The 25,455-nt window shown below is 54.1% G+C and carries 19 protein-coding genes; 9 read left to right on the forward strand and 10 right to left on the reverse strand.

From position 1 onward, the window contains the following. The 3 genes from ACN0XZ_RS05150 to ACN0XZ_RS05160 all read right to left on the reverse strand — a co-directional run. Positions 1 to 204, reverse strand: a 204-nt coding sequence (locus tag ACN0XZ_RS05150) for a thiamine pyrophosphate-binding protein (RefSeq protein WP_417456660.1), incomplete at its 3' end; no start/stop codon positions are given. An 87-nt stretch (positions 205 to 291) separates the two neighbouring features. After that, on the reverse strand, positions 292 to 1,338 hold the full coding sequence (locus tag ACN0XZ_RS05155; RefSeq protein ID WP_417456661.1) for a FecR family protein: 1,047 nt from the start codon (positions 1,336 to 1,338) through the stop codon (positions 292 to 294). Then, entirely contained in the window at positions 1,331 to 1,924 is a 594-nt protein-coding gene (locus ACN0XZ_RS05160) for an RNA polymerase sigma factor (protein WP_417456662.1), read from the reverse strand. Before ACN0XZ_RS05160 ends, ACN0XZ_RS05155 begins: the two co-directional genes overlap by 8 nt. A 180-nt stretch (positions 1,925 to 2,104) precedes the next feature. On the opposite strand from ACN0XZ_RS05160, the gene ACN0XZ_RS05165 reads away from it, so the two are divergent. Both ACN0XZ_RS05165 and ACN0XZ_RS05170 read left to right on the forward strand, forming a co-directional pair. Next, a complete protein-coding gene (locus ACN0XZ_RS05165; protein ID WP_417456663.1) occupies positions 2,105 to 4,879 on the forward strand; it encodes a TonB-dependent receptor domain-containing protein in 2,775 nt (924 codons plus the stop codon). A 99-nt stretch (positions 4,880 to 4,978) separates the two neighbouring features. Further along, a complete protein-coding gene (locus tag ACN0XZ_RS05170) occupies positions 4,979 to 5,899 on the forward strand; it encodes a tetratricopeptide repeat protein (RefSeq protein WP_417456664.1) in 921 nt (306 codons plus the stop codon). A 64-nt stretch (positions 5,900 to 5,963) separates the two neighbouring features. Here the strand turns inward: ACN0XZ_RS05170 and nhaC are convergent, their stop codons facing one another. Further along, complete coding sequence (gene nhaC, locus ACN0XZ_RS05175; protein ID WP_417456665.1) at positions 5,964 to 7,457, reverse strand: Na+/H+ antiporter NhaC; 1,494 nt, start codon at positions 7,455 to 7,457, stop codon at positions 5,964 to 5,966. Positions 7,458 to 7,929: 472 nt separating this feature from the next. Here nhaC and ACN0XZ_RS05180 point away from each other — a divergent pair, with 472 nt between their 5' ends. The 5 genes from ACN0XZ_RS05180 (at position 7,930) to ACN0XZ_RS05200 (ending at position 15,461) form a co-directional block, all read left to right on the forward strand. Continuing rightward, a complete protein-coding gene (locus ACN0XZ_RS05180) occupies positions 7,930 to 10,884 on the forward strand; it encodes a TonB-dependent receptor (protein WP_417456666.1) in 2,955 nt (984 codons plus the stop codon). 165 nt (positions 10,885 to 11,049) lie between these two features. Further along, on the forward strand, positions 11,050 to 11,763 hold the full coding sequence (locus tag ACN0XZ_RS05185; protein WP_417456667.1) for a SapC family protein: 714 nt from the start codon (positions 11,050 to 11,052) through the stop codon (positions 11,761 to 11,763). 2 nt (positions 11,764 to 11,765) lie between these two features. Next, positions 11,766 to 12,779 (forward strand): cupin-like domain-containing protein, encoded by a 1,014-nt coding sequence (locus ACN0XZ_RS05190; protein WP_417456668.1) that lies wholly within the window; start codon positions 11,766 to 11,768, stop codon positions 12,777 to 12,779. Between the two features lie 115 nt (positions 12,780 to 12,894). Then, on the forward strand, positions 12,895 to 14,379 hold the full coding sequence (locus ACN0XZ_RS05195; protein WP_417456669.1) for a tryptophan halogenase family protein: 1,485 nt from the start codon (positions 12,895 to 12,897) through the stop codon (positions 14,377 to 14,379). Further along, positions 14,376 to 15,461, forward strand: coding sequence for a serine hydrolase domain-containing protein (locus ACN0XZ_RS05200; protein WP_417456670.1), 1,086 nt, complete (start codon positions 14,376 to 14,378; stop codon positions 15,459 to 15,461). The genes ACN0XZ_RS05195 and ACN0XZ_RS05200 overlap by 4 nt, the downstream gene beginning before the upstream one ends. 20 nt (positions 15,462 to 15,481) lie before the next feature. Here ACN0XZ_RS05200 and ACN0XZ_RS05205 read toward each other — a convergent pair whose 3' ends face one another. The 4 genes from ACN0XZ_RS05205 to ACN0XZ_RS05220 all read right to left on the reverse strand — a co-directional run bounded on the left by ACN0XZ_RS05205 (position 15,482) and on the right by ACN0XZ_RS05220 (position 18,554). Next, positions 15,482 to 15,748 carry a hypothetical protein gene (locus ACN0XZ_RS05205; RefSeq protein WP_417456671.1) on the reverse strand — a complete coding sequence of 89 codons (267 nt, stop codon included), beginning with the start codon at positions 15,746 to 15,748 and terminating at the stop codon, positions 15,482 to 15,484. A gap of 148 nt (positions 15,749 to 15,896) precedes the next feature. Continuing rightward, a complete protein-coding gene (locus ACN0XZ_RS05210) occupies positions 15,897 to 16,289 on the reverse strand; it encodes a hypothetical protein (RefSeq protein ID WP_417456672.1) in 393 nt (130 codons plus the stop codon). Between the two features lie 90 nt (positions 16,290 to 16,379). After that, positions 16,380 to 17,183, reverse strand: coding sequence for a family 16 glycosylhydrolase (locus ACN0XZ_RS05215; RefSeq protein WP_417456673.1), 804 nt, complete (start codon positions 17,181 to 17,183; stop codon positions 16,380 to 16,382). A 21-nt stretch (positions 17,184 to 17,204) separates the two neighbouring features. Beyond that, positions 17,205 to 18,554: an MFS transporter gene (locus ACN0XZ_RS05220; RefSeq protein WP_417457563.1), complete on the reverse strand. Its 1,350-nt coding sequence runs from the start codon at positions 18,552 to 18,554 to the stop codon at positions 17,205 to 17,207. 152 nt (positions 18,555 to 18,706) lie between these two features. Between ACN0XZ_RS05220 and ACN0XZ_RS05225 the strand changes: the two genes are divergently transcribed. Together ACN0XZ_RS05225 and ACN0XZ_RS05230 are read left to right on the forward strand one after the other, a co-directional pair. Then, on the forward strand, positions 18,707 to 19,735 hold the full coding sequence (locus ACN0XZ_RS05225) for a LacI family DNA-binding transcriptional regulator (protein ID WP_417456674.1): 1,029 nt from the start codon (positions 18,707 to 18,709) through the stop codon (positions 19,733 to 19,735). A gap of 264 nt (positions 19,736 to 19,999) precedes the next feature. Beyond that, on the forward strand, positions 20,000 to 22,540 hold the full coding sequence (locus ACN0XZ_RS05230) for a glycoside hydrolase family 3 N-terminal domain-containing protein (RefSeq protein WP_417456675.1): 2,541 nt from the start codon (positions 20,000 to 20,002) through the stop codon (positions 22,538 to 22,540). Positions 22,541 to 22,605: 65 nt separating this feature from the next. On the opposite strand, the gene putP is transcribed toward ACN0XZ_RS05230, so the two are convergent. Beyond that, a complete protein-coding gene (gene putP, locus ACN0XZ_RS05235) occupies positions 22,606 to 24,114 on the reverse strand; it encodes a sodium/proline symporter PutP (RefSeq protein WP_417456676.1) in 1,509 nt (502 codons plus the stop codon). A gap of 52 nt (positions 24,115 to 24,166) precedes the next feature. Beyond that, positions 24,167 to 25,423 (reverse strand): glutamate-5-semialdehyde dehydrogenase, encoded by a 1,257-nt coding sequence (locus tag ACN0XZ_RS05240; protein ID WP_417456677.1) that lies wholly within the window; start codon positions 25,421 to 25,423, stop codon positions 24,167 to 24,169. Between the last annotated feature and the right edge of the window lie 32 nt (positions 25,424 to 25,455).

A 25,455-nucleotide genomic window follows, 5' to 3' on the forward strand; every position in this document is an offset into this window, starting at 1 on the left:
GGTTAGCTTGCCATAAGCCTCTGCCATGTTCGCAGCCCCCGCCTCATGGCGGCAGGTGATGAACCGGAACCTATCCCCAACATCATGAAACGCATCAAGCGCCGCAAGGTAACTCTCCCCCGGTACACCAAACGCAATATCCGACCCATTCGACAATAAAGCCGATACAAGAGCCTCTCCACCCGTCGTTTTATGCTTATTCATCCTTATTTCACCCTGAAATTACGTAAACCTTACCTGTCCTGGAAAACCTGCATTTCCCTGGTGCGTCATGGTCATCTGATGTTTGGTTTATGATTTCTGCTTGCTGACAATCACGGTATTGCCGGAGCGCTGCACCTCAACATCCAGAAGGTTCTCAAGCGCAAATAAAAGCGCCTGACTATCACCAACCTTGAATGTTCCGCTAATGCGTTCGCTTGCAAGGCTTCTGTCGCCCAGGACAATCTTCTGCATGGCGTACCGGTTATGGTCTTTCACAGCCTCATCAAGGCTAATGTCATGAAAGACGATCTGGCCGCTGCGCCACCCGGCAATGCGGACAAGATCAACCGGTTGTTTTGCTGATACCGATGATGCGTTGGTGAGGGATACCGCATTGCCGGCCTCGAGAAGAGGGGCTGCTGCCGGCTGAGCCCTATTGTCATCTGCTGCATTCAGGATTGTAACAATACCCTCAAGCACGGAAACGGTGACGAGGTTGTTGTTGGTTTGATCCAGAAAGATATTAAACTCTGTGCCGACTGCACGCACGAGCGTATCGCCAATGTAAACATTGAAGGGGCGCTTTTTGTCTTTCTCAACAGAGAAGATCGCTTCCCCACGGTCGAGATAGATATCGCGCGCATCGTCAGAATACTGCACCCGAACCTGAGTGTTGGTGTTGAGGGTTATCTTGGAGGCGTCAGCAAGTTCAATGATCCTCTGGTCACCGACACGGGTTGCATAGGTATCAAACGGCACCGTCGTTGTTGGTGAATAGAAAACCACAGCAAGCAGTGCTGCGGCACCAGCCAGCGCAGCGGCAGGCTTAAGCCACGTGGAAAAACTCTCACCAAACAGGAAGGAATGCTTCTTTGACGTAGCGTTCACCTGACCGATTTCGGCCTGATAGCTTGCGACAAGGCTCTGGATGTCGGAATCGTTTTGCAGTTCACCGGTCATGGTCCAGATATAGTCGTCAAACTCAGCCTGAACGTCTTTTTTGTGCAGGGCGCTACCCTCTCCAAGACGATCGAGGCGTTTGCGTATGCCTTCGCTACCGCTTTGTTCCATGCGGGCTAGAATATCGTCCGGTTTCTGGCGACCCTTTATAATATTGAGCATTTTTTTAATCATCACTGTTCCGTTTATTCAGGTCGCTCTTTATCGTATCGAGTGCGGTAATGAGGTCTCGTTCCACTGTCCGCTTTGACACTTTCAGGTGTTTTGCGATGTCCGCCGAACTATAGCCCATAAAACGCCGCATAATGAAAACCTGTTTTGTACGGCTGTCCAGCTTCAGGAGAGAGGCCTTTACAGCATTAAGGCTGGCACTCCATTCAGCTTCTGCTTCTGGGGAGGCATTATCTGCTTCTATTTCGACAGAATTAATACAGACGTGTTTGGCTTCATGCCGGGATACTCGTTTGCGGATAAAATCTTTGGCGGCGTTCGTTGCCACCACAAACAGATAGCCTTTCACGTTGGCATCAAGGTCTTCGATGTTTTTACGGTTACAAACCTTTAGGTAAGTTTCCTGCAATAAGTCATGAGCGTCGTCATCTGAGCGCACCATCGATTTGATATAACGGTGCAGGTCAGCACGGTACCGGAGGAAAATGCGCTCGATATAGTTACGTTCGCGCTGAACAAGCTCGCCGTCGCGCTTCCCGTTCCGTATAAAGCTCTCGCCTTCCTGATTTATGTTGCTTTGAATATTCACTCAAACCTTGTGTTCAATGCGTGGCCACCCTGTAAGGGTCAACGTGTCTTGAGCATAAAACGTAGCGCAGTATGTAAATGCGACAAAATTTTTACGTTGATGGAAAGTTTTTTGTGCTGGTAATGCTATTAGCAAGCGCTAGATAGCTACAGGTTGTGCGAAGAAGGGAGGGAGTGCGAAGTGTTGCAAGTGTTTTGCCGCCGTTCATGCGCGCTCATTCTTTTGGCACAGCTCTTTACTTTCAATGCGTTAGCGGTTGATGCGGGCGCGCGTGTTGCGTTTGATATCGAAGGCAAAGCGCTTAGGGAACTGATTTTCCAGATCGCTGAGCGCGCCGGTGTGCAGGTGTTTTTTTTACCGCAGACGATGGACGGCGACAAGGTTGGCATGGCCGTTAAGGGCGAATTTACCGCCCGAGAAGCGCTGCAGACCGCTTTAAGAGGCACGGACTTTTCTGTCGTCGTGGACGAGCGCGGAACCTATATCATAAAAAAAGCGGCGCAAGCCCATACCGCCTCGGGCGATCCGCTGGAAAATTACGTTTCGCCAGAAACATCTACTTCTGATTTTCCTGAGGACACAGGACTAGCTAGAGTTGTCAGGCTCGATGAAATAATCACAATCGGCACTAAACGACGCGGGCGTACGGTGACCGAAAGCATGGTGCCCATTGATGTGTTTCAACTAGATAGTCTGAATTCTACCGGTTACACGGACATGAATGATGCATTTCGCACATTAATCCCAGCTTTTAACGCAAAACGTTTGCCGCTGAATGACGGCTCATCGCTTGTGCGACCGGTAACGCTCAGAAGCTCGCCATCCGACCATATTTTGTTGCTGATGGAAGGCAAACGCCGTCACCGGTCCGCCACCGTGCATATTGCTACTGGGCATGCCAGCACATCAGGGGCGCAGGGGCAGGATTTCAACGTGATCCCACCAATCGCGCTCAAAAGCCTTGAGGTGCTTAGGGATGGTGCTGCCGCGCTTTATGGCTCTGACGCGATTGCAGGTGTGGTGAACCTTACCTTGCGGGATGACGCTGAGGGGGCTGCCGTGTCTGGTCATATTGGGCAGTATTATCAAGGTGGGGGCGCCACGAAAGACCTTCAGGGCAACCTGGGGTTACCCTTGGGGGGGAAAGGTTTTTTGAACCTCAGCGCACAATATACGCACCAAAACGCGACCATCACAGATGGCAAACATGCTGGCGCGGAGGCCCTCATGGCTGCAGGTGTTCCCGGTGTGCCGGACCCGGCTGTTGGGTTTGGAGAACCTTTCTACGAAGCCTTTAAGAGTGTGTGGAACGCGGGTCTGCCAATCTCTGAAAACGTAGATGCTTATCTCATTGGGAACTATATGGTTTCAGATAGCTCGGTTGGTTTTTTCTATCGCCAACCTGTTGATGCGGGCGGGTTTGAACGCCACGTGACATTTGAACCTTCGGTTTTTGAAGGGACGGTAGATCACCCTGAAGACTTTGACCTGCAAACTCTATACCCTGGTGGCTTCACGCCAACGTTCAGCGGGCATCAAAATGACGCCAGCATGATTTTGGGGCTGAAGCGTGAGAGTACCGATCGCTTGAGCTGGGATGTTTTCCTGAGGTGGGGCTGGAACAAAATCAGCTATCATATTGATAACACCATTAATGCGTCGATGGGGGTGCGCTCGCCGACCTCTTTTGATCCTGGTTCATTGGAGCAGCGTGAATATGAAGCAGGGGCCGATATCTCATACCCCCTTCAGATTGCGGGCGTGAGCGACAATGCGGTGCTCTCTGCGGGGATTAGTTATCGTGACGAAGCCTACACTATCGGTGCCGGTGATGTGGCATCATACACCGTGGGCCCACTGCGGGACCTCCCCGCAGGCGCGAACGGGTTTCAGGGATACAGCCCAGATATCGCAGGGACATTCTCAGGCGACAGCTACGCTGCCTTTGCGAGCATTGATGCGGAAATTAACCCCGAGCTTAGTCTTGCGATTGCAGGGCGCTATGAGAACTATCAGAAGTTTGGTGATAATTTCAGTTATCAGATGTCTGGCCGGTATGAACTGAACAACGCAATCGCCTTGCGTGGATCAATAGGGACGGGGTTTCGTGCACCGGCGAGCGGCCAGCTTTATGGCACGAGCCAAACGTCCCAAAGCACGGTGTCGGGTAGCTTTATCCTCGACGCTGTATTGGTACTTGATGCTGAGACTGCCAAGATTTTCGGGGCCAAACCCCTCAGTTCGGAAACATCGTTCAGCATGTCTGCGGGCCTTGTGGCTACTACGGATTGGGGAACCACCCTTACGCTTGATTTCTATCAGATTGATGTGGACGATCGGCTTATCCTTATCCCTGAGTTTGAGACCACATTGGAGCAGCGACAGCAACTGGCAGCAATAGGCTATCCAAACGGGGATGCCGTGCAGCAAGTTCGTTTTTATCAGAATATTCTCGATTCTCGAGTCAAAGGCGCGGATCTCGTGCTGGTGCATGGGTTTGACTGGGGAGACGCGGGTAAAACCGGTGTGAACCTGTCGCTAAACTATAACCGGATATCGCTTCGTACACCACGCGCGGAGATGGTTTTCAGTGAAGAAAAGCGCATTGAGTTTGAAGCCGGTATCCCGCGCTGGAATGGGAATCTGTCGTTACAGCACTCGATTGGCCGCCTTTCGTTTTTGGCGCGAGGCACCTATTACGGAAGCTGGAAACGCCGCAGTGTGGTGGATGAGCGACCATTCCTAAAGCGTAATCCTGCGGTTTTGGTTGACCTGCAGGCCAAGTACCGCCTGACAGATTCCGTTGAACTCGAAGTGGGGGGCAGGAATATCCTGAACAAACTGCCGCCTCAGCGGGAGCCTGAGCTGATACGGAGCGGCATCAATGTGGATAACCACAGCGTTTATGGCGTGAGCGGGGGCTATTATTACGCAGGCCTTCGCATCGATTTCTAACACTTGTGAGGGTATGCTCATTTTCGGTGTCGCAACTTCAAGGCGCGTGCGTTTTATGGTGGATAGCAAAAACACCATAAAAGTGGAGGGAAGAGTTTCATGAGACAAATGGTACTAGGGGCTGCGGTTTCGCTAATGTTGGCGGTGCCAACAGTTATGGCAGCTGACTATGAGCATGGCCCTGTTCAGGCTGTTGCCGCAGATGGCAGCGCACTTTATGCGCCAGCCACGACACATCCAGCTGCGCAGAAAAAGCTTCTGGAAGCGCGGGCCGAGTATGAAGCCAACCCTGATGATGCGGATGCGCTTGTGTGGTACGGTCGCCGCATGGGCTATACGGGTGACTTCAGGGCCGCCATTGCCATCTTCACCATGGGGATAGAGAAGCACCCTGAGGATGCGCGCATGTATCGCCACCGTGGGCACCGGTATATTTCAGTGCGTGAGTTCGATAGGGCGATAGCTGACCTTGAGAAGGCCGCCAGCCTGATCAAAGGCACCGAGAATGTGATAGAGCCTGACGGCATGCCGAATGCCAAAAATATCCCCGTATCCACGCTGCACGGCAATATCTGGTACCATCTGGGCCTCGCTTATTACCTTAAGCATGATTGGGACAATGCACTGCGGGCATACCTTGAAGCGCGTGCCGCAAGCCGGCTTGATGACAATGTGGTTTCCACAACACACTGGATTTACATGATTTTACGCCGCATGGGGCGCGAAGAGGACGCCAAACAAGCCGTTAGCATGATCACCAAAGATATGGATGTGATTGAAAACTTTGGCTATTACGAGCTCTGCAAGATGTACGCGGGCCTACAGGATCTGGACGCTACCCTTAAAAATAGCCCGGGCGGCATCCAAGGCGCCGGTGTTACCTATGGCGTGGTTAACTGGCACCTTTATAATGGCCGTGTTGAAGAAGCAGCCAATCTCATTCAGTCATTTGTGAATGGCGAAGGTTGGGCGTCATTCGGTTACATCGCAGCGGAAGCGGACCAGTCCCTGTTCCAGTAAGATACTGACTATATCTCTATAGATAAGGCCCGGTCTTGCCGGGCCTTGTTTTATGCGGGCAGGCTTAGCTTCTTGCGGCTTCCGTCGCCAACTCGTCCTCATCTTCAAGTTTGGTGATCTTGAAGTTCAACATGCCATAAAGAACCGCCATAACAGGGCTGATGAGGTTAAAGAAGGCATACGGTGCATAAGCAAACGTGGCAACGCCAAGTGTGGTGGCCATAAAGGCCCCGCAGGTGTTCCAGGGCACAAGGGCTGAGGTCATGGTGCCAGCGTCCTCAAGCGTACGCGAAAGGTTCTGGGGGGCAAGGCCCCTACGTTTGAACTCCATCATATACATGCGGCCCGGCAGCACGATTGAGATATACTGGTCAGCCGCGATGATATTGATACCGATGGCGGTCAGCACGGTTGTCAGGATCAGGGAGCCTGTCCCCCGCACACCTTTAAGCGCGCTTTCCACAATGCGCCCAAGGAAGCCGGTTTTCTCCATCACGCCACCAAAGGTCATCGCGGCGATGATCAGCCATACCGTGTTGAGCATGCTGCTCATGCCGCCCCGCGACAAAAGCTCATCAAGCGTGGCATCGCCGGTGTTTGCGTTGTAGCCGTTTGCCATGGCAGCCCAAAGCGCTTTCAGCATGACAAAATCAACATCTGCCCCGCCGCCAAAGGCAGTGGTGGCCTCGGGTTGGAAGATCACCGCTACGATACCACCCACAATGGCACCGATGGTAATAGTGGGCAGCGCAGGCACCTTTTTGATGGCAAGTGCCAAGAGTACGATGAGCGGAATGAAGGCCGGGAACCCTATGTTGTACGTGGTGTCGAGCAGCGCACGGGTCATTTCAATACTGGCAACGGTCCCTTCGGAAACTTCCTGCCCCCAGCTGATCCACGTGAAGAGAATGAAAGAGATGATAAGGGAAGGGGTAGTGGTCCAGACCATATGGCGGATGTGTACAAACAGGTCCACATTCACCATTGCCGGCGCCAGATTGGTCGAATCTGACAGCGGTGACATCTTGTCGCCGAAATAGGCGCCTGAGATAACAGCGCCTGCGGTAATCTCCGGCGACAGACCCAGAATGCGTGAAATGCCAATAAGTGCGAGACCTACGGTTGCCGCTGTTGTCCAGGAACTGCCGATAGAGATGGCGACACAAGCACAGATGATAAGAACGGCAGGGTAGAAGAAGCCGGGGTCAAGCACCCCAAGGCCCAGATAGATAATCGCAGGGGCCGTGCCCGCGAGCATCCAGCTTCCGATCATTGATCCTACCATCAAAAGGATGAGGCAGGCTTTCATTGCCAGCATGATGCCATCAAGGATCGCGTTCTCCAGCACCTCATACGACTGGCCGCGCCAAAGGCTCAGGCCAATACCAATGGCGCCAGAGAACATCAAAGCGAGCTGATTGGGGCCAGATGAGGATGAATCCCCAAAAAGCAACACTGCGCCGGTGAGCATGACAACAAGGCAAAGAAGGGGGATAAGAGCGATCCAGAGCGGTATTGGATTAGACTTTATTTCACTGTGATTATGTATGTCCGCCACGGAAACTCCCCCGAACTCATTGGAATTAATTCTTTCTTGTGGTTCAGGCTCAATAATACGGCCTGACCATCCCCACGCACATCTTGCCGATTTTGGCTGAGCGTGCCAGCGATTTTTCGAGCGTTTGAGGAACGGAGCCGATTGCCGGGGGTATTTAAAGTGATCAGCGGAGTCGGCGTTTCAGAGAGAAAAATACCGTTTTTACAGGCAATTCGACGGATAATCAGTGAAATCCAATCAAATTGACCTAAGTCGAATGGTTGTTACTTGTTGATATTACAGGGGAATTTCATTTATGTGACAGCGCTGTCAGAAATTTATGGACATATTGTGGCTGTATTGTTATCAAAAAACAGACAGCGCTGTCATTATGTGCGGGAAGTGTAATGGCGTGCGTCGGGGAAACGCTTATCAGAGTGAGGGAAGGTATATGAGAGCTCGAAGCTTATACTATGGCTCTGTTGCGAGTACGATGTCGTTGATACTCGCTTCAGTGTCTGCGTCTGCGGCTTATGCGCAAGAAAGCGCGGCGGCGGACGAAAATATGGATGAATTGGAAGAAATCGTTGTAACCGGTATCCGCGGCAGCTTGCAGCGCGCGATGGATATCAAACGCGATAGCCGTGGTATCGTTGATGCGATCAGCGCTGAGGATATGGGTAAATTCCCAGATACTAACCTCGCGGAATCGCTGCAGCGTATCACCGGTGTTTCCATTGACCGGGTAAACGGTGAAGGCAGCAAAGTAACCGTTCGCGGTTTTGGTCCTGACTTCAACCTTGTTACACTAAACGGTCGCCAGATGCCTGTGTCATCGCTTGAAGACACAAACGCGTCCAGCTCCCGTTCGTTTGATTTTGCGAACCTCGCCTCTGAAGGTGTTGCGGGCGTTCAGGTTTATAAAACCGGCCGCGCAGCTATTCCAACAGGCGGTATTGGTTCCACAATCAACATTCAAACCACCCGGCCGCTAAATTCGCCAGGCATGAAAGCCAGCATTGGCGCCAAAGCGGTGATGGACACGTCTGAACTGGACGGTACCTCGGTAACGCCAGAGATTTCCGGCATCTACAGCAACACCTTTGCTGAAGACAAGATCGGTGTTGCTTTCTCCGGTTCGTACCAGAAGCGTAAATCTGGCTATACGCAGGCAAGTGCCGGTTGGCGCGGTGCTTTTGCGGGTGAGCAGAACGATTGGGGCACACTGCCGCAAATTCCTGCAGGTGGTACAGAAGCTGATATCAATATCACCAACCGCCCTGGGCCAGGTGATTTCTACGCAACCACGCAGAATATGGCCTATTCCATGACCGCCATTGACCGTGAGCGTATCAATGGTCAGCTGACCTTGCAGTATCGTCCGGTTGAGACGGTTACAGCGACGGTGGATTACACCTATTCACAAAACAAAGTGGCGACCGAGCGGCACGATATGTCTGTTTGGTTCAACCACGGTGCGACCACAAGTGAATGGACTGATGGCCCGGTTGCGGGCGTGCTTCTGTATGCTGAGGACTTTGGTGCAAGCCCAAGCGACCTCTCCTTCGGTGCGGCTGAGTTTGCAACGAAGAATGAGAACAAGTCCTTTGGTGCCAATATTGAGTGGACACCAACTGATCGCCTGACGCTTGAGCTTGATTATCATAACTCAAGTGCCCAGTCCGGTGCAGATAGCCCATACGGCAGCCACGTGGCACTTGGCACCGCAGGTTTTACACTTCAGTCTCAAGCAATTGATTTTTCTGAAGAACTTCCGGTTCTATCCGTTACTCAGATCGACGGCCTGACAGGCATTGATACCTCTCGTATCGTATCGACCGGTACCAGCTTCCGTAACAGCTACATGCGTACTGAAATTGAGCAGTTTCAGTTCCGTGGCTCATGGGAATTTGATGCAGGCATCGTTGACAGTGTCGACTTTGGTGCAGCTTATACCGAAAACAATGTACGTTCAGCATATGCAAACGTACAGCGTGACACATGGGGTGGTGCAGGCCCTGCGTCTGACATGCCGGATGACATCTTTGAAATCATCTCTGTTGCCGACAAGTTTGACAGCCTGAGCGGTAGTGACAACCCGAACCTCTTTAACGAGTGGGTTGTGTATGACTTCGAGACCATGATCGGCCTGATCGATGACCTATACGGCGCTTGCGGTGGCAATGGCCAGTGTTCGTCTGATGATTTCACGACCGACCGTCGTACGAAGGAAGAAAGCAAGTCTGCTTACCTGCAGGTAAACAGCAGCTTCGATATGGGCGATGTGCCTGTGAACATCGTTGCTGGCCTGCGCTATGAAGAAACCGACGTAACATCAGCAGCACTGGTGCCGGTTGCGACAGGCACCCAGTGGGTGGCAGCAAACGAGGCCGTTGTGATCTTCTCTGGCGAGCAGGACTTCACCGAGCTTGAGGGTAGCTACAAAAACTGGTTGCCATCGGTGGATGTTGACTTCCAACTGCGTGACCATGTTGTGTTCCGTGCGTCCTATAGCGAGACGATTGCGCGTCCACGTTATGATGATATCCAGGGCGGGCAAACCATCAACGAGATCTTCCGTGTTGGTGGTGGTACAGGTAGCCAGGGCAACCCGGCACTCCTGCCGTTCAAATCCAAGAACCTGGATTTCAGCACTGAGTGGTACTATGACGACGCAAGCTACTTCGCGGTTGGCTACTTCCGTAAAGATGTGAAGAACTTCATCGGTACCGAAGTGATTACAGCGCAACCGTTTGGTCTGCCCACCCCGTTTGGTGGCCAGCGCTATAACGACGCTGTCGCAGCGGTAGGAAGCAGTGATCTGACGGCGATCCGGAACTGGATCTTCGCGAATGCCGATCCGAGTACTTTTGAGATCACCGGCGTTGATTCAAACGGTAACACAACAGGTAATATCTTCGGTGTGCCGGGTGAAGATCCGACCCTTGATATCACGGTGACCATCCCGTCCAACCAACGCTCTGCGAAACTGAATGGTTGGGAGTTCGCACTCCAGCACACCTTTGGTAACAGCGGCTTTGGGGCGATCCTGAACTATACGATCGTGAACGGTGACATTGGTTTCAACAATGAAACTGAATGGAACACAGAGCAGTTTGCTTTGTTCGGCCTTAGCGATACCGCCAACATTATCGGCTTCTACGATAAAGACGGCCTGCAGGTTCGTGTTGCCTACAACTGGCGTGATGAATTCCTCTCGGGCATCATCCAGGGTGAATATGCGGTACGTCAGCCGATCTATGTTGAGGCATACGGGCAGTTTGATGTGAACGTGAGCTATGACATCACGGATCAGATCACTGTGTTTGCTGAAGGCATCAACGTGACGGGCGAAACCACACGTTCACATGGCCGGCATGAAAACACCGCGCTATGGGTAACGCAGGCTGGTCCGCGCTTTAATATCGGCGCGCGCTACAAGTTCTAGCGTTCAAAAAAATGGAAAGCCGTCAGGTGTGGCGGCCTTTCCTCTTCCCGGGGGGCCGTTAATTAAGATTAATTAGCGGCCTCTTGTTTTTTGGCGCTACTCGGTCGTAGCATCAGGGCAGGGTGCTAGCCGTTGGCTGGCGGGTGATGAGTGAAAGAGAGAGAAATGACACAGCACGTTTTGTTAAATAATATTGACCACAAGGACCTCAGGATCATCGCTGACCGCTCCGCGGTGCTTGGTGATGCCGTGATGAGCTGTGTCGCATTTCCAAATGAATTCAGGAACTTACAGGCTCACTATCCAATTTTTTTCCAGAAGGATCCTCAAAACGGGGCGTTTCAAGCTATTGCGCTCTTGGGGCTTGAGCGCGGTGAAAACCTGTTCCTGACCGACAAGGGATGGAACGCGCATTATATGCCTATGGTGCTGGAGATGCAGCCCTTTCTGATTGGCACACAAAGCCGTCCGGGCGAAGAGGCCGAGCGGGTTATCCATGTCGATATGAGCAGCCCGCGTGTAAGCGAGAGTGAGGGCCACGCGGTGTTCCTGCCGCACGGGGGAAACACACCTTTTCTTGAGTATATCGCAAGCCTGTTGGAGCAGGTTCACATCGGTGCGTCAGCCAGCGCGGCCTTCTATGAGGCGGTGGATGCACTGGGCCTTTTGGAACCTTTCGCGCTTGATATTGAGCTCAAAGACGGCAGGAAAAACCGGTTGACTGGTTTCTACACCATAAATGAAGAGAAGCTCTATGCTCTCGGTGGTGATGACCTTAGTGAATTGAATCAAAAGGGTTATTTACAGCCTCTCTTCATGGCTGTGGCGTCGCTATCGAACCTTCGCGACCTGATAGAGCGTAAAAACCAGAGACTTTAGGGATGAACGGCGTCATCAGCAAAATTCGCGAGATAAAAGACGCGTCAGCGGTTGACCTCACGGAGGACATTCTCTCCGGCCAACAGCCCGTGGTTTTCCGTGGATTGGTATCCCACTGGCCTTTTGTGCAGGCCGGGCAAAAGTCGGATGCCGACGCACAGGCTTATTTGCGGAGCCGGTATAATCAGGCCCCTGTCGTGGTATGCCACGGGGGACCTGAGGCGAACGGGCGCCCCTTCTATAATGACGACCTGTCAGGCTTGAATTTTGAAAGCCGTCAAGCATCACTGGATTTTTTTCTGGATAAAATACAAGAGCATAGCGCGGATGAGACACCGCCGCTCCTTTATATCGCCTCCACAACGATCGATGATTGCCTGCCTGGGTTTAACGATGAGAACACGCTGCCGCTTGCAGGGAAGCAGCCGCTTGCCAGCATCTGGATCGGGAACAAAAGCACGGTGGCCGCGCATTATGATCTGGCCGATAATATCGCTTGCGTAACGATTGGAAGACGGGAATTTACCTTGTTTCCGCCCGAGCAGCTTGAAAATCTCTATGTTGGGCCGATCGACCTCACCCCGGCAGGCCAGCCGGTGAGCCTCGTGGATTTTGACGCGCCGGACCATGAAAAACACCCCAAATTCCGCCATGCGCTTGAAGCCGCGCAGACAGCGACGCTTGAGCCGGGGGACGCCATTTTTATCCCGAGCATGTGGTGGCATCATGTTAAGGCATTGAATTTATTTAATGTTTTGGTGAACTACTGGTGGCGGCAGTCACCAGCCTTTATGGGCCCACCGGTTAATGCGCTCAATCTGGCGATCTTGTCGGTACGTGACCTGCCGCCGGCACAGAGAGAGATATGGCGGGGGCTGTTCAACCATTATGTATTTGAAAATACAGAGGAAAAAGTAGCGCATATACCGGTTGAACGGCGCGGCATTCTGGGCCCTGTCACCGAGATGATGGCCCGGCGATTGCGGGCGTATCTCCTTAACCGGTTGAATAGATAAGAGTATTTGGGGTGTGGCGAAACACGCCACACTAGGGGTAAAAGTGTGACTAAAAGTGCGGCGCAAGTGTGGCGTACAATGTTGGGCCGGGAAGGGCGTGTTTTGGGTGGAAAACATGAATAAAATCAATCGTGTAGTCATCGCGGGCGGTGGCACGGCGGGCTGGATGGCTGCGGCGGCCATGAGCAAGGTGTTGGGGAAGGCTGTCAGCATCCAGTTGATCGAGTCAGATGTGATCGGCACGGTGGGTGTTGGCGAGGCTACCATCCCCACGCTTCTCACTTACAACCGCCTGCTTGGCATCAATGAGCGCGAGTTCATGGCAGCCACCCAGGCCACCTTCAAACTGGGGATCGAGTTCGAGAACTGGAAAGAGAAAAACCACGCCTATATCCATGCTTTTGGTATCACCGGAAAAGACCACTGGACCGCAGGCTTCCAGCATTTCTGGCGACGGGGGCTTGATGTTGGGTGCGCGAGCGATTACGGCGACTATTGCCTTGAGCTTCGGGCCGCCCAGAAGGGCCGCTTCGCCCATATGAATGAAAATGGGCTCAACTATGCCTACCATCTGGACGCCAGCCTTTACGCCAAGTTTTTGCGTACCATGGCGGAAGCACACGGCGCTGAGCGCATTGAGGGTAAAATAGTTGACGTGGCGCAAGACGGTGAAAGCGGTTATGTCACGGCGCTCACGCTTGAGGATGGTCGGGTGATAGAGGGCGACCTCTTTGTCGACTGCTCCGGCTTTCGTGGGCTTCTTATTGAACAGACCCTTCACACCGGATATGAGGACTGGACCCACTGGTTGCCGTGCGATAGCGCGATTGCGGTACAAACGGAATCTGTGTCAGAGCCCATCCCCTATACCCGGTCAATCGCGCACGACAGCGGTTGGCAGTGGCGTATCCCGCTGCAGCACAGAACTGGCAACGGCCTTGTGTTCTGCAGCCGCTACCAGTCAGATGATGACGCCATCAAAACCCTGATGGATAATATCGAAGGCAAACCGCTGATTGACCCGCGGGTGCTGAAGTTCCGCACCGGCACAAGGCGCAAGCACTGGAACAAGAATGTGGTTTCGCTCGGGCTCGCCAGCGGGTTTATCGAGCCGCTCGAGTCCACCAGTATTCACCTCATCCAGCGCGGTATCCTGCGGCTCATGCGCATGTTCCCGTCAGACGGGATCAAACAGTCGGACATTGATGAGTTTAACGCTCAAACCAAGTTTGAGACCGACGGTGTGCGTGACTTCATCATCCTGCACTATCATGTGACAGACCGGCGCGACACGCCGTTCTGGCGCCAATGTGCGGGCATGGATATCCCTGATAGCCTGAGACACAGGATCGACCTGTTCCGTGAAACGGGCCGGGTGTTCAAAATGTCTGATGAGCTGTTTGCGGAGAATAGCTGGACACAGGTGATGCTGGGCCAGGGCATCATGCCGGAAACGCATCATCCGGTGGCCGATGTGATGAGCGAGGAGGAGCTGGTACGCTTCCTTGACCATGTTAAAACCAATGTAGAGCGCGCTGCCTCCAGCCTGCCCACCCACCAGCAATATATTGAGCGCTACTGCAAGGCAGCGGCGATGTGACGGTGCCCCGCGCGACAACAAGGTTAGGCGTCGGGTTTGGTCTGATTTTGCTGGCGGTAGGCGCGCCTGTTTCGTGGGCGGAAGATGCGCTCCCCTCTTCATTTGATGACCGCATGGCAGCGCTCACAGCAGAAATTGAAGCTGGCACGTTTCAGGAGGTCCATAGCCTTCTGGTATATGAGGGTGGTGAGCTTACGTTTGAGCATTACTTCAGCGGCAACGACGACCAGATCGACTTTGAAGGCGGCATCAAACGCATACCGGGCGCAGCCCCAGTGCAGTGGCACGCCAATCGCCAGCACTATATGGCCTCTGTCACAAAAACGGTGACGGCACTCCTCACCGGTATTGCATTGGGTGAGCTGGGCCTTGATGAGAGCGCGCGTTTGAAGCCGTTGTTGCCGCCGGAGCTGAAACCCCTTCTAAAGCCTGATGCCCATTATCTCACGCTCAAACACCTGCTCGCTATGCAAGCCGGTTTTGTGTGGGATGAGTGGACAGGCGATGACCTCAAACAGGTATGGCAAACGAAGGATTTTGGCGCCTATCTGCTTGCCAAGCCAAACCTAGGGCCAGATGCGCCATGGGTCTATAATAGCGCGGTGCCCAACCTTCTTTTGCGCGTTCTTGAGCATCAGCTTAACCGCCCGCTTGCGGATTGGGCGGGTGAGCGCTTCTTCGGGCCCTTAGGCATCACAAATTACACATGGCACCAACAACCCACCGGCACACCGGAGGGTTCAGCCCGGCTGCACCTTACCCCAAAAGCCATGCTCAAAATTGGCGTGATGATGCTAAACGGTGGCAAACATGGCGGAAAACAAATAGTGCCACCGCCGTGGCTTGAGGCGATGAGCCAAAAACACGGTGGCTCAGACGCAGGCGATTACGGGTACCTCACGTGGCTGCGTGAGCTGGACGGCAGGAAATATATTTCTGCCGACGGGGACGGTGGCCAGTATATCAACATCTTCCCGCATGAAGGCCTCGTGGTTGTGATGACACAGGGCAACTATCTTGAGTGGCCGCTTTATGCCAATCAGGCAAAGGCGATCATGCGGGATTATATTTTCCAGCCGTAAAAGTATCTAGCTCAACCCTGCTAAGCCAGAGCCGCTTCAGCGTGCTGCGCTTTCCGCCGTTCACGCCCATAGAGCTTCAGCTCAACCAAGTAAGCGCGCCAGAAGAATTTAACACAGAACCACAGCGTGGCCAGAAGTGCCGCAGCATATGCCGGAAGCCGCAACGGACCATTGCCCGCCAGCACCGCGAGGAAATAACAGGCAACACCAACCTCGCTACCGAGGAAAAGCGTAATGGCAAAAGCGCCAAAAGCGGGAGATAACCGCAGTTTTCTGAGCTTGTTCATGCGACGCCTCCCCGTGAAACTTGAGGTGTGGAGAGGCGAGAGGTGCGCGTTTGGCATTCAATATAATGGGATAAAAGCATGAGCTTTCCCTTTCGACATATCAGTATTGATTGAAGTGCCTGCCCGCGAACAGAAGCGCGGGGCAAGCCTACGTGACTATGCGAAGGGAGATGGGCGGCGCGCGGGTGCCGTGGCTCGTGTGCTGCGGTGTTGCCGGCCGGACGGTTGGCGCATGTGGCACGGGCGTTGCGACCGTGAGCGGATGCCGCATATCCGCCGGTTGGGCGGCTAAGGCATGATCATGACTGTCATCATCACCGAAAAGCTCAGGTAGGCGTTCTTGCGCAGCATAGGCTGTTGTCGCGTTATGGGCCTCTATAACCTGATTAAGGGGGCCGCTAACGGCTTCAAGCGTCGCATCACCCGCAGCGGCGGGGTGAATAAAGCTGAAGGGCGCGGTGAACAGCAGGCACAGCACAGCCGCAAAAAGCCGGAAGGCTTTACCACCATACACCGTTTTACTGTTGCCGTTCTGACGCATTGGGCCTCAAGGAATAGTCAATTGCTTGAGAGATAATGCGCCAGAGGGCGAATGTGAATGGTCTGTTTCAATTATTTTAAACCCGGTAGGCTAACGGCTTGGGGATGAAACCTTTTGCCAGACCTTGACCCAGTCGATCTCATACCGTGCTGGAAAGGCGCTCTCATCAACGCCTTTGGCACCACCCCAGTCTCCGCCTACGGCAAAGTTCAGGATAGCGTAAAACGGCTGGTCAAATGGCCACTCGGCGGAGGTAGCGCCGTCCTCGCGGGCAAAGGCGTAATATTCAGCGCCGTCGATGGTCCATTTCATGCCGTTTTTATCCCATTCAACCGAATAGGTGTGAAACTCGTCTGACGCCGTCTCAATCAGTGTTTCGCCACCTTTTTGAGCGCCAATGCGGTGGTTGTAGGCTTCGGTGTGGATGGTGCCGTGTACATGGTTCTGGTTATAGCCAACATGTTCCATGATATCGATCTCACCTGATTTGGGCCAACTGCCGTAGGTGCTGCTCATCGGCATCATCCAGAAGGCAGGCCATGTGCCAACGCCGCTCGGCAGTTTGGCGCGCATGGATATCTTGCCGTATTGCCAACCGCCGAGCGGCTGAGTGGTGATTTTAGCGGAGGTGAAGCCCTCATTGGCCTTGTGGGCCTCGATCACAAGCATGCCGCCTTCTGTGCGCAGGTTGCTATTGTCGCCCGTGTAGGTTTGTAGCTCGTTGTTGCCAAAACCACAGTGGTCCGGGCAGCCGTTCCCTTCCACGATATGCCATGATGCCTTGTTGAGCGGGCCGTCAAAATCGTCCTGCCATACGAGGGTCATGTCCTCACTCGCGAGTGTTGGGGCGCTCAAAAAAGCGGCAGAAGAAGAGAGGATAAGGGCATAACGCATAAGAAGCTCCGGATTGATTGGTTATTTAAGGCGGTCTTGAAGTTTGCTCACCAGATCCGCGTGGGACTTGGCGGTGATGGGGTAGAAAACCATCAGCGCGGCAGACGCGAGCAGGGCGCCAATGGGAATAAGCGTGAAAATATCGCGGATGCCATCCGCCGTTTCCTGCGATGCGGGCAGGTTGGCGCTATAGCCGGTCTGGTCCAAGAGGATACCAATCACAAAAGCGGAAACGCCGATCGATACCTTCTGGAAGCTTGAGGCAATGCCAATAAGGAAGGATTCGCTTTTGATACCGCTCAGATAATGACCATATTCGATGGTATCCGGCAGGACGCTCCAGAAAATGACCGCATAGGCGCTGAGCCCGACGACCGTGACGACGGTGCCCAGATAGGTAAAATAAAGGGCATTCATTGCTGCAAAATACAGCATGCCAAGGCCCACGGCACCGATGAGGCTCCCGAGAATCCAGGCGTTTTTCTTGCCGATACGGAGCGTAAGCGCAGACCACAGCGGTATGGTGATAAGGGGCGCGGCGCTCATGATAATGATGGCCGTGTTGCCGGAAGATCTGTCCCCGATATGGCTCTCGAAATAATAGAGCATGGTTTGGCCGACGGTGCTGGTGGCAACAGTGACAAGACTGATGCCACCAACCACCAGAAAAAATGGCCGGTTCCGCATGATGGCGCGGATGCTTTTTCGTGCGCTTGTGGGGGTTTCCTGCGTGTTGATGGGGTTTGTGCTTTCGTGGGATGTTTTGAAACACACGAGAAGCACAACAACCGCAATCACGCCCGCAATCATGGCCATTGAGCTGAAAGCAACCGCGTCGCCATAGGTTTCCTGCAGGGTTTTGGCCGTGAAGCTCACGCATACCCCGCCCAGGAAGCCAAAATACATGCGAATGCCCGCGAGCCGGGTGCGGCCATCAAAATTGCGGGTCACCCGCGCGCCTAGGGCAGAGTAGGGGATTGAGACCACCGTATAGGCGGTGCGAAACAGCATCAGCACAAAAATGGCATAGAGGGTAAGGCTCGTCTCGCTTTCAAATGAAACCGGGGTGAACATCAAAGCAAATGAGGCCGAGAGTGGCACACACCCAAACAGAAGATAGGGCCTATATGGCCCCCAGCGGCTTTTGGTGCGGTCTGCAATATAGCCCATCATGGGGTCAGAGACCGCATCCCAGAGGCTGGCGATCAAAAAGATGGTGCCGACAGTGGTGCCGGACAGGCCGCTCACATTGGTGAAGAAGTAGAAGAGATAAAAACCGGTGCCTTGCCAGAACAGGTTGAGCGCAAAATCACCGGAGCCATAGCCCAGAAATGTTGGCCACCGTGAGACCGCTGCACCGCCTTTTTGCATCAATTGGTCCGTCTCTTAAACGAAGGGCTTATGAACATTGGTGACAGCGCTATCATGTTCGCGTGACAAGCGCAATCTCCTTGTACTATAAACACATATGCGCATAGATGCATATCTGATGCATGGGGGTATGTATCGGAACGGGAGCAAAAATGGCTATTATCAAACCAAAAAACGCGACCATGAGTGATGTGGCACGCTTGGCTGGTGTTTCGATGAAAACCGTCTCCCGTGTTTTCAATAACGAAAAATATGTCAGCAAGGACAAGCGCGATAAAATCCTTGCGGTGGCCGATGAGTTGAACTTCCGGCCGTCCTTGCAGGCGCGTGGGCTCGCGGGCGCCAAGTCGCATATCTTTGGGCTTTTTGTTGATGACCCAAGCGGGGATTATATCTCCAAGGTTTTGCGCAGCACGCTCAACCAGTGTGAGGCGGCAGGTTATCATCTGGTGGTTGAAGTGTTGAAGGAGCGCGGCAACGAAGCCAAGCTCCGGCAGGTGCTCAACAGCATCAAGTTTGATGGTGTTGTGCTCTCCCCGCCCATTTGTGATGACACCGTGGTGCTCAATGCCTTGCGCACAAGTGGTGTGCCAACCGCGCGTATTGGCCCCGGTGTGCCCGCCGACGATATGGGCAAGGTGTCGATTGATGAGTTTCAGGCCGCCTATGAGATGACGGAATATCTGATCTCCATGGGCCACACCAAGATCGCCTTCATCAAAGGGGACCCGAACCACGCCTGTTCGCTTGATCGGGAGCGCGGCTATGTGCGCGCCATGCAGGCGAATGGGTTGCGGGTGCAGCATGATTATATGGTGCCGGGCATGTTCTCTTACGCAAGTGGCCGGGCGGCAGCCAACATGCTGCTTGACCTTGATGACAGGCCAACCGCCGTTTTTGCCTCAAACGACGAGATGGCAGCCGGGCTTCTGGCGGTCGCGCGGGAGCGCGGGGTTGATGTGCCTGGTGAGATTTCTGTCGCAGGCTTCGATGATGATGCTATCGCCACCACGGTGTCGCCCGCGCTCACAACGGTGCGCCAACCGGTGGAAGAGATGGCCGCCGCCGCCTTTGAGATGATCATGGGCGAGGGGGCTGATGAGGAAGACCATGAGCTCAGCGCCGTACACCAGTTTGAGATCTGCGTGCGGGATTCCGTGGCGGACATTCGCGCTCGTTAGTTTTTAACTGCCCGCCTGAGGGCTCATCGCGCCTCGCACTACCCACAAACTCGGTCAGAATAGCCGCTTCCAGCCTGTCATATGATTGCGCTGTCATATATCTTGGCGGTGAATTTATATTTTTTTCAAAAATAATATGACAGCGCTGTCTTATTGAGGCAATATCCCTTCAAGACAGGGTGGTGCTGGGGAAGGCGCTGCCATCATGTGGGGCTGCCGGGAGCAATTTTTCCCCGGGCCCGCCAAGGTTTGCTGGAGATTATCATGTTTTTGCGTCCTCGCTTTACCCGCGCCAAAAAGGTTTTGACCGGCGCCAGCATGTTGGCTGGTGTTTCGCTTGCGCTATCGGTCTCGCCCGCATGGGCTGAAGATGTTACCATCTGGCCGCAAGTGGAAAGCCGTGTGAAAGCGAACGCAGCTGAGGATGCTCAGGTTCAGGCTATCCTTCAGCGTATGAGCCTGGAGGAAAAAGTCGGCCAGATCATGCAGGTCGAAATCCAGTATGTAACGCCTGACGACATTCGCAAATATCATGTTGGTTCTGTGCTTAATGGTGGTGGTTCGCTCCCCAACCGTAACAAGCACGCCACGCCCGGTGAATGGCTCGCACTTGCTGACGGTTTCTATGAGGCTTCAACCGATACGTCCGATGGCGGTACGTCCATCCCCATCATTTGGGGAAGTGATGCCGTGCATGGGCACAATAATGTGATTGGGGCGACCATCTTCCCGCATAACATCGGCCTCGGTGCCATGCATAACCCGGCGCTTATCCGCAAGATCGGCGAAGTAACGGCGCTGGAGATGCGTGCAACCGGTATCGACTGGACCTTCGCGCCAACCATTGCGGTTGCGCAAAATGACCGTTGGGGCCGCGCTTATGAAAGCTATTCCGAAGACCCGTCTATCGTGAAGGCCTATGCGGAGCAAATGATCCTTGGCCTTCAGGGCACGCCGGGCACGCCAGCGTTCCTGGATGTGAACCATGTTGTTGCCACGGCCAAACATTTTGTGGGTGATGGCGGCACCGAAGGTGGTGACGACCAAGGCAACACCAAAGTATCTGAACAGGAACTATATAGCGTTCATGGTGCGGGCTATGAAAGCGCCTTGGGTGCTGGTGTGCAGGCAGCGATGGCGAGCTTCTCGTCATGGAACGGTGCCAAAATGCACGGTAACAAATATATGCTCACTGATGTGCTCAAAGACCGCATGGGCTTTGATGGGTTGATTGTGGGGGACTGGAATGGCCACGGGCAAGTGCCGGGCTGTACGAACGCATCGTGCCCGACTGCGGTAAACGCGGGCCTTGACCTTTTCATGACAATTGAGGAGTGGAAAGAGCTTTACGCCAATACGCTTGAGCAAGTGAAATCTGGCATTATCCCAATGAGCCGCCTTGATGACGCCGTATCACGTATCCTGAGGGTCAAGGTTCGGGCCGGGCTTTTTGAAAAGGGCATGCCGTCTTCACGCGGGGTGGCCGGGCAGGACGATATTATCGGCCGGGCCGAACACAGGGCAGTGGCGCGGGAAGCTGTGCGCGAAAGCCTTGTGCTTCTTAAAAATAATGGCGGCCTGCTGCCGCTTAAGCCGACGCAAACCATTCTGGTTGCTGGTGACGGCGCGGACAATATAGGCAAACAGTCGGGCGGTTGGACGATTAGTTGGCAGGGCACTGGCAACGTGAACAGTGATTTCCCCGGCGCGACCTCCATATATGGCGGTATCGAAAAAGCTGTGATTGAGGCTGGCGGTACGGCCGTTCTGTCCGCCGATGGCAGTTTTGAAGAAACACCAGATGTTGCCATCGTCGTTGTGGGTGAAAACCCTTACGCTGAGGGACAAGGTGACCTGGAGACGCTGGAATATGAACCAGGGGCCAAGAAAAGCCTCGCGCTGATTGGTAAGTTCAAGGAAGCGGGGATTCCGGTTGTAACGGTTTTCCTCTCCGGTCGGCCACTATGGGTAAACCCGGAGCTGAACGCATCTGATGCTTTTGTGGCGGCTTGGCTGCCGGGCACGGAAGGTGGCGGTGTTGCTGATGTCCTGCTTGCCGGCGCAGATGGTGCTGTGCAGCATGACTTCAAGGGCAAACTCTCATTCTCCTGGCCTAAAACACCGCTTCAGGACGTATTGAACCCCCATCACGATGGCTATGATCCACTGTTCGCGTTTGGCTATGGCTTGACGTACGCGGACGGTGGATCAGCCCTCGGTATGCTGCCCGAGGATGTTGAAGGCGTAGCGTCTGAAGCCCTTGGGGATATTGAACTATACAGCGCTGGCCGCACGCTCGCGCCGTGGATGTTCCTCTTACAGGATGGGCGCACGTCAGCGCAACTCAGTGGGGCTTATGCGGCGCTGCCGAGCGGTATCGCGAAGGTCAGTGTAGTGGACAAGGATATCCAAGGGGATGCCGTTCGCACGGAATGGGCCGGGCTCGGAACCGCAAGTTTGGTGATTGCAGCAGGCCCCGCGCTGGATTGGTCTGCTCACCTGGATGCCGGTGCGGTACTTGAGTTTGATGTGAACGCACGCGCGGTTGAGGGCGCGGGCACAAATGTCATCCTCGCGTGCGGCGCAGACTGTACCCGCCGCTATGACATATCAGCTGTTATCACTCAGGCTGAGGGGCAGGGCTGGCAAAAAATATCGCTGCCGCTGTCATGTCTCGCTGAAGACGGTGACAGTTTTGACGAGATTACCGAGCCCTTCAGGTTTGAGGCGCAAGGCACGGCAGATATCACCCTCGCCAATATTCGTCTTGATCTGCCGGATACAGAGACTACTACTTGCCCCTAAGGGGTAAGACAGGCAGATGGCGTAGGCATTGCTGCTATTCCCGTTACGCCATCTGCCTTTAATTCTTAGCCAATTTGATCGGCGCGCTCGATCATGGCTTTTTCCATCGCCTGGAAACTTTTATCCATGTCTTCTGAATGCGGCTTGGTACGCAGGCTCACCACCACCGCAGCAATCAGGCTGAGGATAAAGCCGGGCAGCATCTCATACACATGAGCGGATAGCCGTGCGCCTGCGATCTCAATCGGTGCATAAATCCAGAATAGAACTGTCACAGCCCCGGTTATCATGCCAGCAATGGCGCCAGCACGGGTCATGCGCCGCCAATGCAAGCTGAGGAGGATGATGGGGCCAAATGCGGCGCCAAAGCCTGCCCATGCGTTGCTTACCAGCGTGAGGATGGTGCTTGAGCGGTCAAACGCCAGCGCGATGGCTACAAGTGAGACCGCAAATACGGAAATGCGCCCCACCAGCACCAGCTCGTTCTGGCTTGCTTCTTTGCGCAGGAAGGTTTTGTAGAAATCTTCCGTGAGTGAGCTTGATGACACCAATAGCTGGCTCGAGATGGTGCTCATGATGGCCGCAAGGATAGCCGCGAGCAGGAAGCCAGAGATTGCGGGGTGGAACAGCACTTCCGAGAGGAAGATGAAAATCGTTTCCGGATCGCCAATATCGTGCCCACGGCTTGTTGCATAGGCGAGACCCGCGAGCCCAGTGCCAACAGCGCCAAGCACAGTAACAAGCATCCAGCTCATGCCGATATGACGTGCGGTTTTAACGTCCCTGAGCGTACGAATGGCCATAAAGCGCACAATGATATGCGGTTGGCCAAAATACCCAAGCCCCCATGCGAGGCTGGAGATAAGGCCCGCGAACGTGAGCCCGCTCATGATATTCATCAGTTCCGGGTCAACCGTGTCCAGCTGGCGGGTCATGCCGCCCACACCGCCAAGGTCAAAGAGCACCACGATCGGCACCATTATAAGCGCCACAAACATGATGCAGCCCTGCACAAAGTCAGTAAGGCTGACGGCCAGAAAACCGCCAAAGAGGGTATAGGCAACAACCACACCGGCCGTGGCGAAAAGCCCAACTTCATAACTAAGGCCAAAAGAGGCTTCAAAAAGCTTGCCGCCAGAGACGACGCCCGCAGATGTGTAGAGCGTGAAGAAGATGATGATCACAACGGATGAGAGCACGCGCAGGAAGTGAGAGTTGTCCTTGAAACGTTTCTCAAAATAATCGGGGATCGTGATGGCGTCGTCTGCCACTTCCGTATAGATGCGGAGGCGAGGTGCCACGAGCAGATAGTTGAAATATGCCCCGATCAACAGCCCAACGGCGATCCATGCAGCTGAGAAGCCAGCCACATAAACGGCGCCGGGCAACCCCATAAGCATCCAGCCGCTCATGTCTGATGCGCCAGCGGAAAGTGAGGCTACTGCTGGGTGCAGTTGCCGCCCGCCAAGCATATAGCCGGAAACATCGCTGGTTGACTTTTTGTAGGCATATAAGCCAATCGCCATCATCAGGACGAAATACGCCCCAAGGGAGATCATGGTTGCGATATGCATATGGTGTTGTCCCCTTATTTATGTACCGAGTGGTGTTTGGTGCTGGCCCGCGCTAGGCGCGAACCTGCCCGTTACCAAACACCTTATATTTGAACGTGGTGAGCTGCTCCAAGCCTACCGGCCCGCGGGCATGGATCTTGCCTGTGGCAATGCCGATTTCAGCACCCATGCCAAATTCGCCACCATCGGAGAATTGCGTGGAGGCATTGTGCATCACCACGGCTGAATCGATTGAATTGAGGAAAGCATCCGCCGCGGCGGCATCTTCGGTGACAATCGCATCTGTGTGATAGGAGGAGTATTTATCCACATGAGTGAGGGCATCTTCGAGGCCGTCCACCAGCTTCACTGAGATGACTGAATCCAGATACTCGGTGCCCCAGTCCTCGTCGGAAGCGACTTTCACGCGTTCGTCGGTCAGCACGGCGTCGCTGTCACCGCGAAATTCACAGTCTGGCATTGCGTCCAGAAGTTTTGGAATTGCTTTTGCTGCAACGCTGCGGTCAATCACCAGGCTTTCTGTCGCGCCGCAAATGCCGGTGCGGCGCAGCTTGGCATTCTTGACAATAGCGGTGGCTTTATCAAGGTCCGCGCCTTCATGGATATAGGTGTGGCAGTTGCCGTCCAGGTGTTGAAGGGTTGGTACTTCCGCTTCCTGGGTGACAAGCTTAACAAGCCCCTTACCGCCGCGCGGGATTACGAGGTCGATATATTCTGCGCATTTCAGCAAGTGTTTCACGGCAGAGCGGTCTTTCGTCTCGACAGACTGGATCGCATCCTCTGGCAAGCCTGCGGCCTTAAGGCCAGCCTTCATGCAGCCCACAATGGCCTTGGTGGAGTGATGGCTGTCGGAGCCCCCGCGCAGGATGATGGCGTTGCCCGATTTTAGGCAGAGCGAGCCCGCATCCGCGCCAACGTTCGGGCGGCTCTCAAACACCATGCCGATGACGCCAATGGGAACGGCAATACGCTCGATTTTGAGGCCGTTAGGCCTATCGAAGGTGGCAAGCTTGCGCCCTACGGGGTCGGGCAACTTTACAATGGCGTCAACCGCATCCGCTATGCCGTCAATGCGGTTAGCGTCCAGCATCAGACGGTCAATGAATGCCGCGTTTTTGTCTGCCTGCTTGGCGTAGGAAACATCTTTTTTGTTCGCTTCAAGGATGGCATCCTTGTTTTTGCGCAGTGCTTCGGCTGCGGCAGTGAGCGCCGCGTTTTTTGTTGCTTCGTCAGCAACGGCCAGCGCTTTCGCGGCCTTGGCGGCCTTTTCACCCAGGCCATGGATATAGTCTTTAATTTCGTCGGTCATGATCGTCACCGATCCTGCTCCTCTCATTCGGG

The organism is Kordiimonas sp. (assembly GCF_048264555.1).
In the GTDB taxonomy this organism is placed as follows: Bacteria; Pseudomonadota; Alphaproteobacteria; order Sphingomonadales; family Kordiimonadaceae; genus Kordiimonas.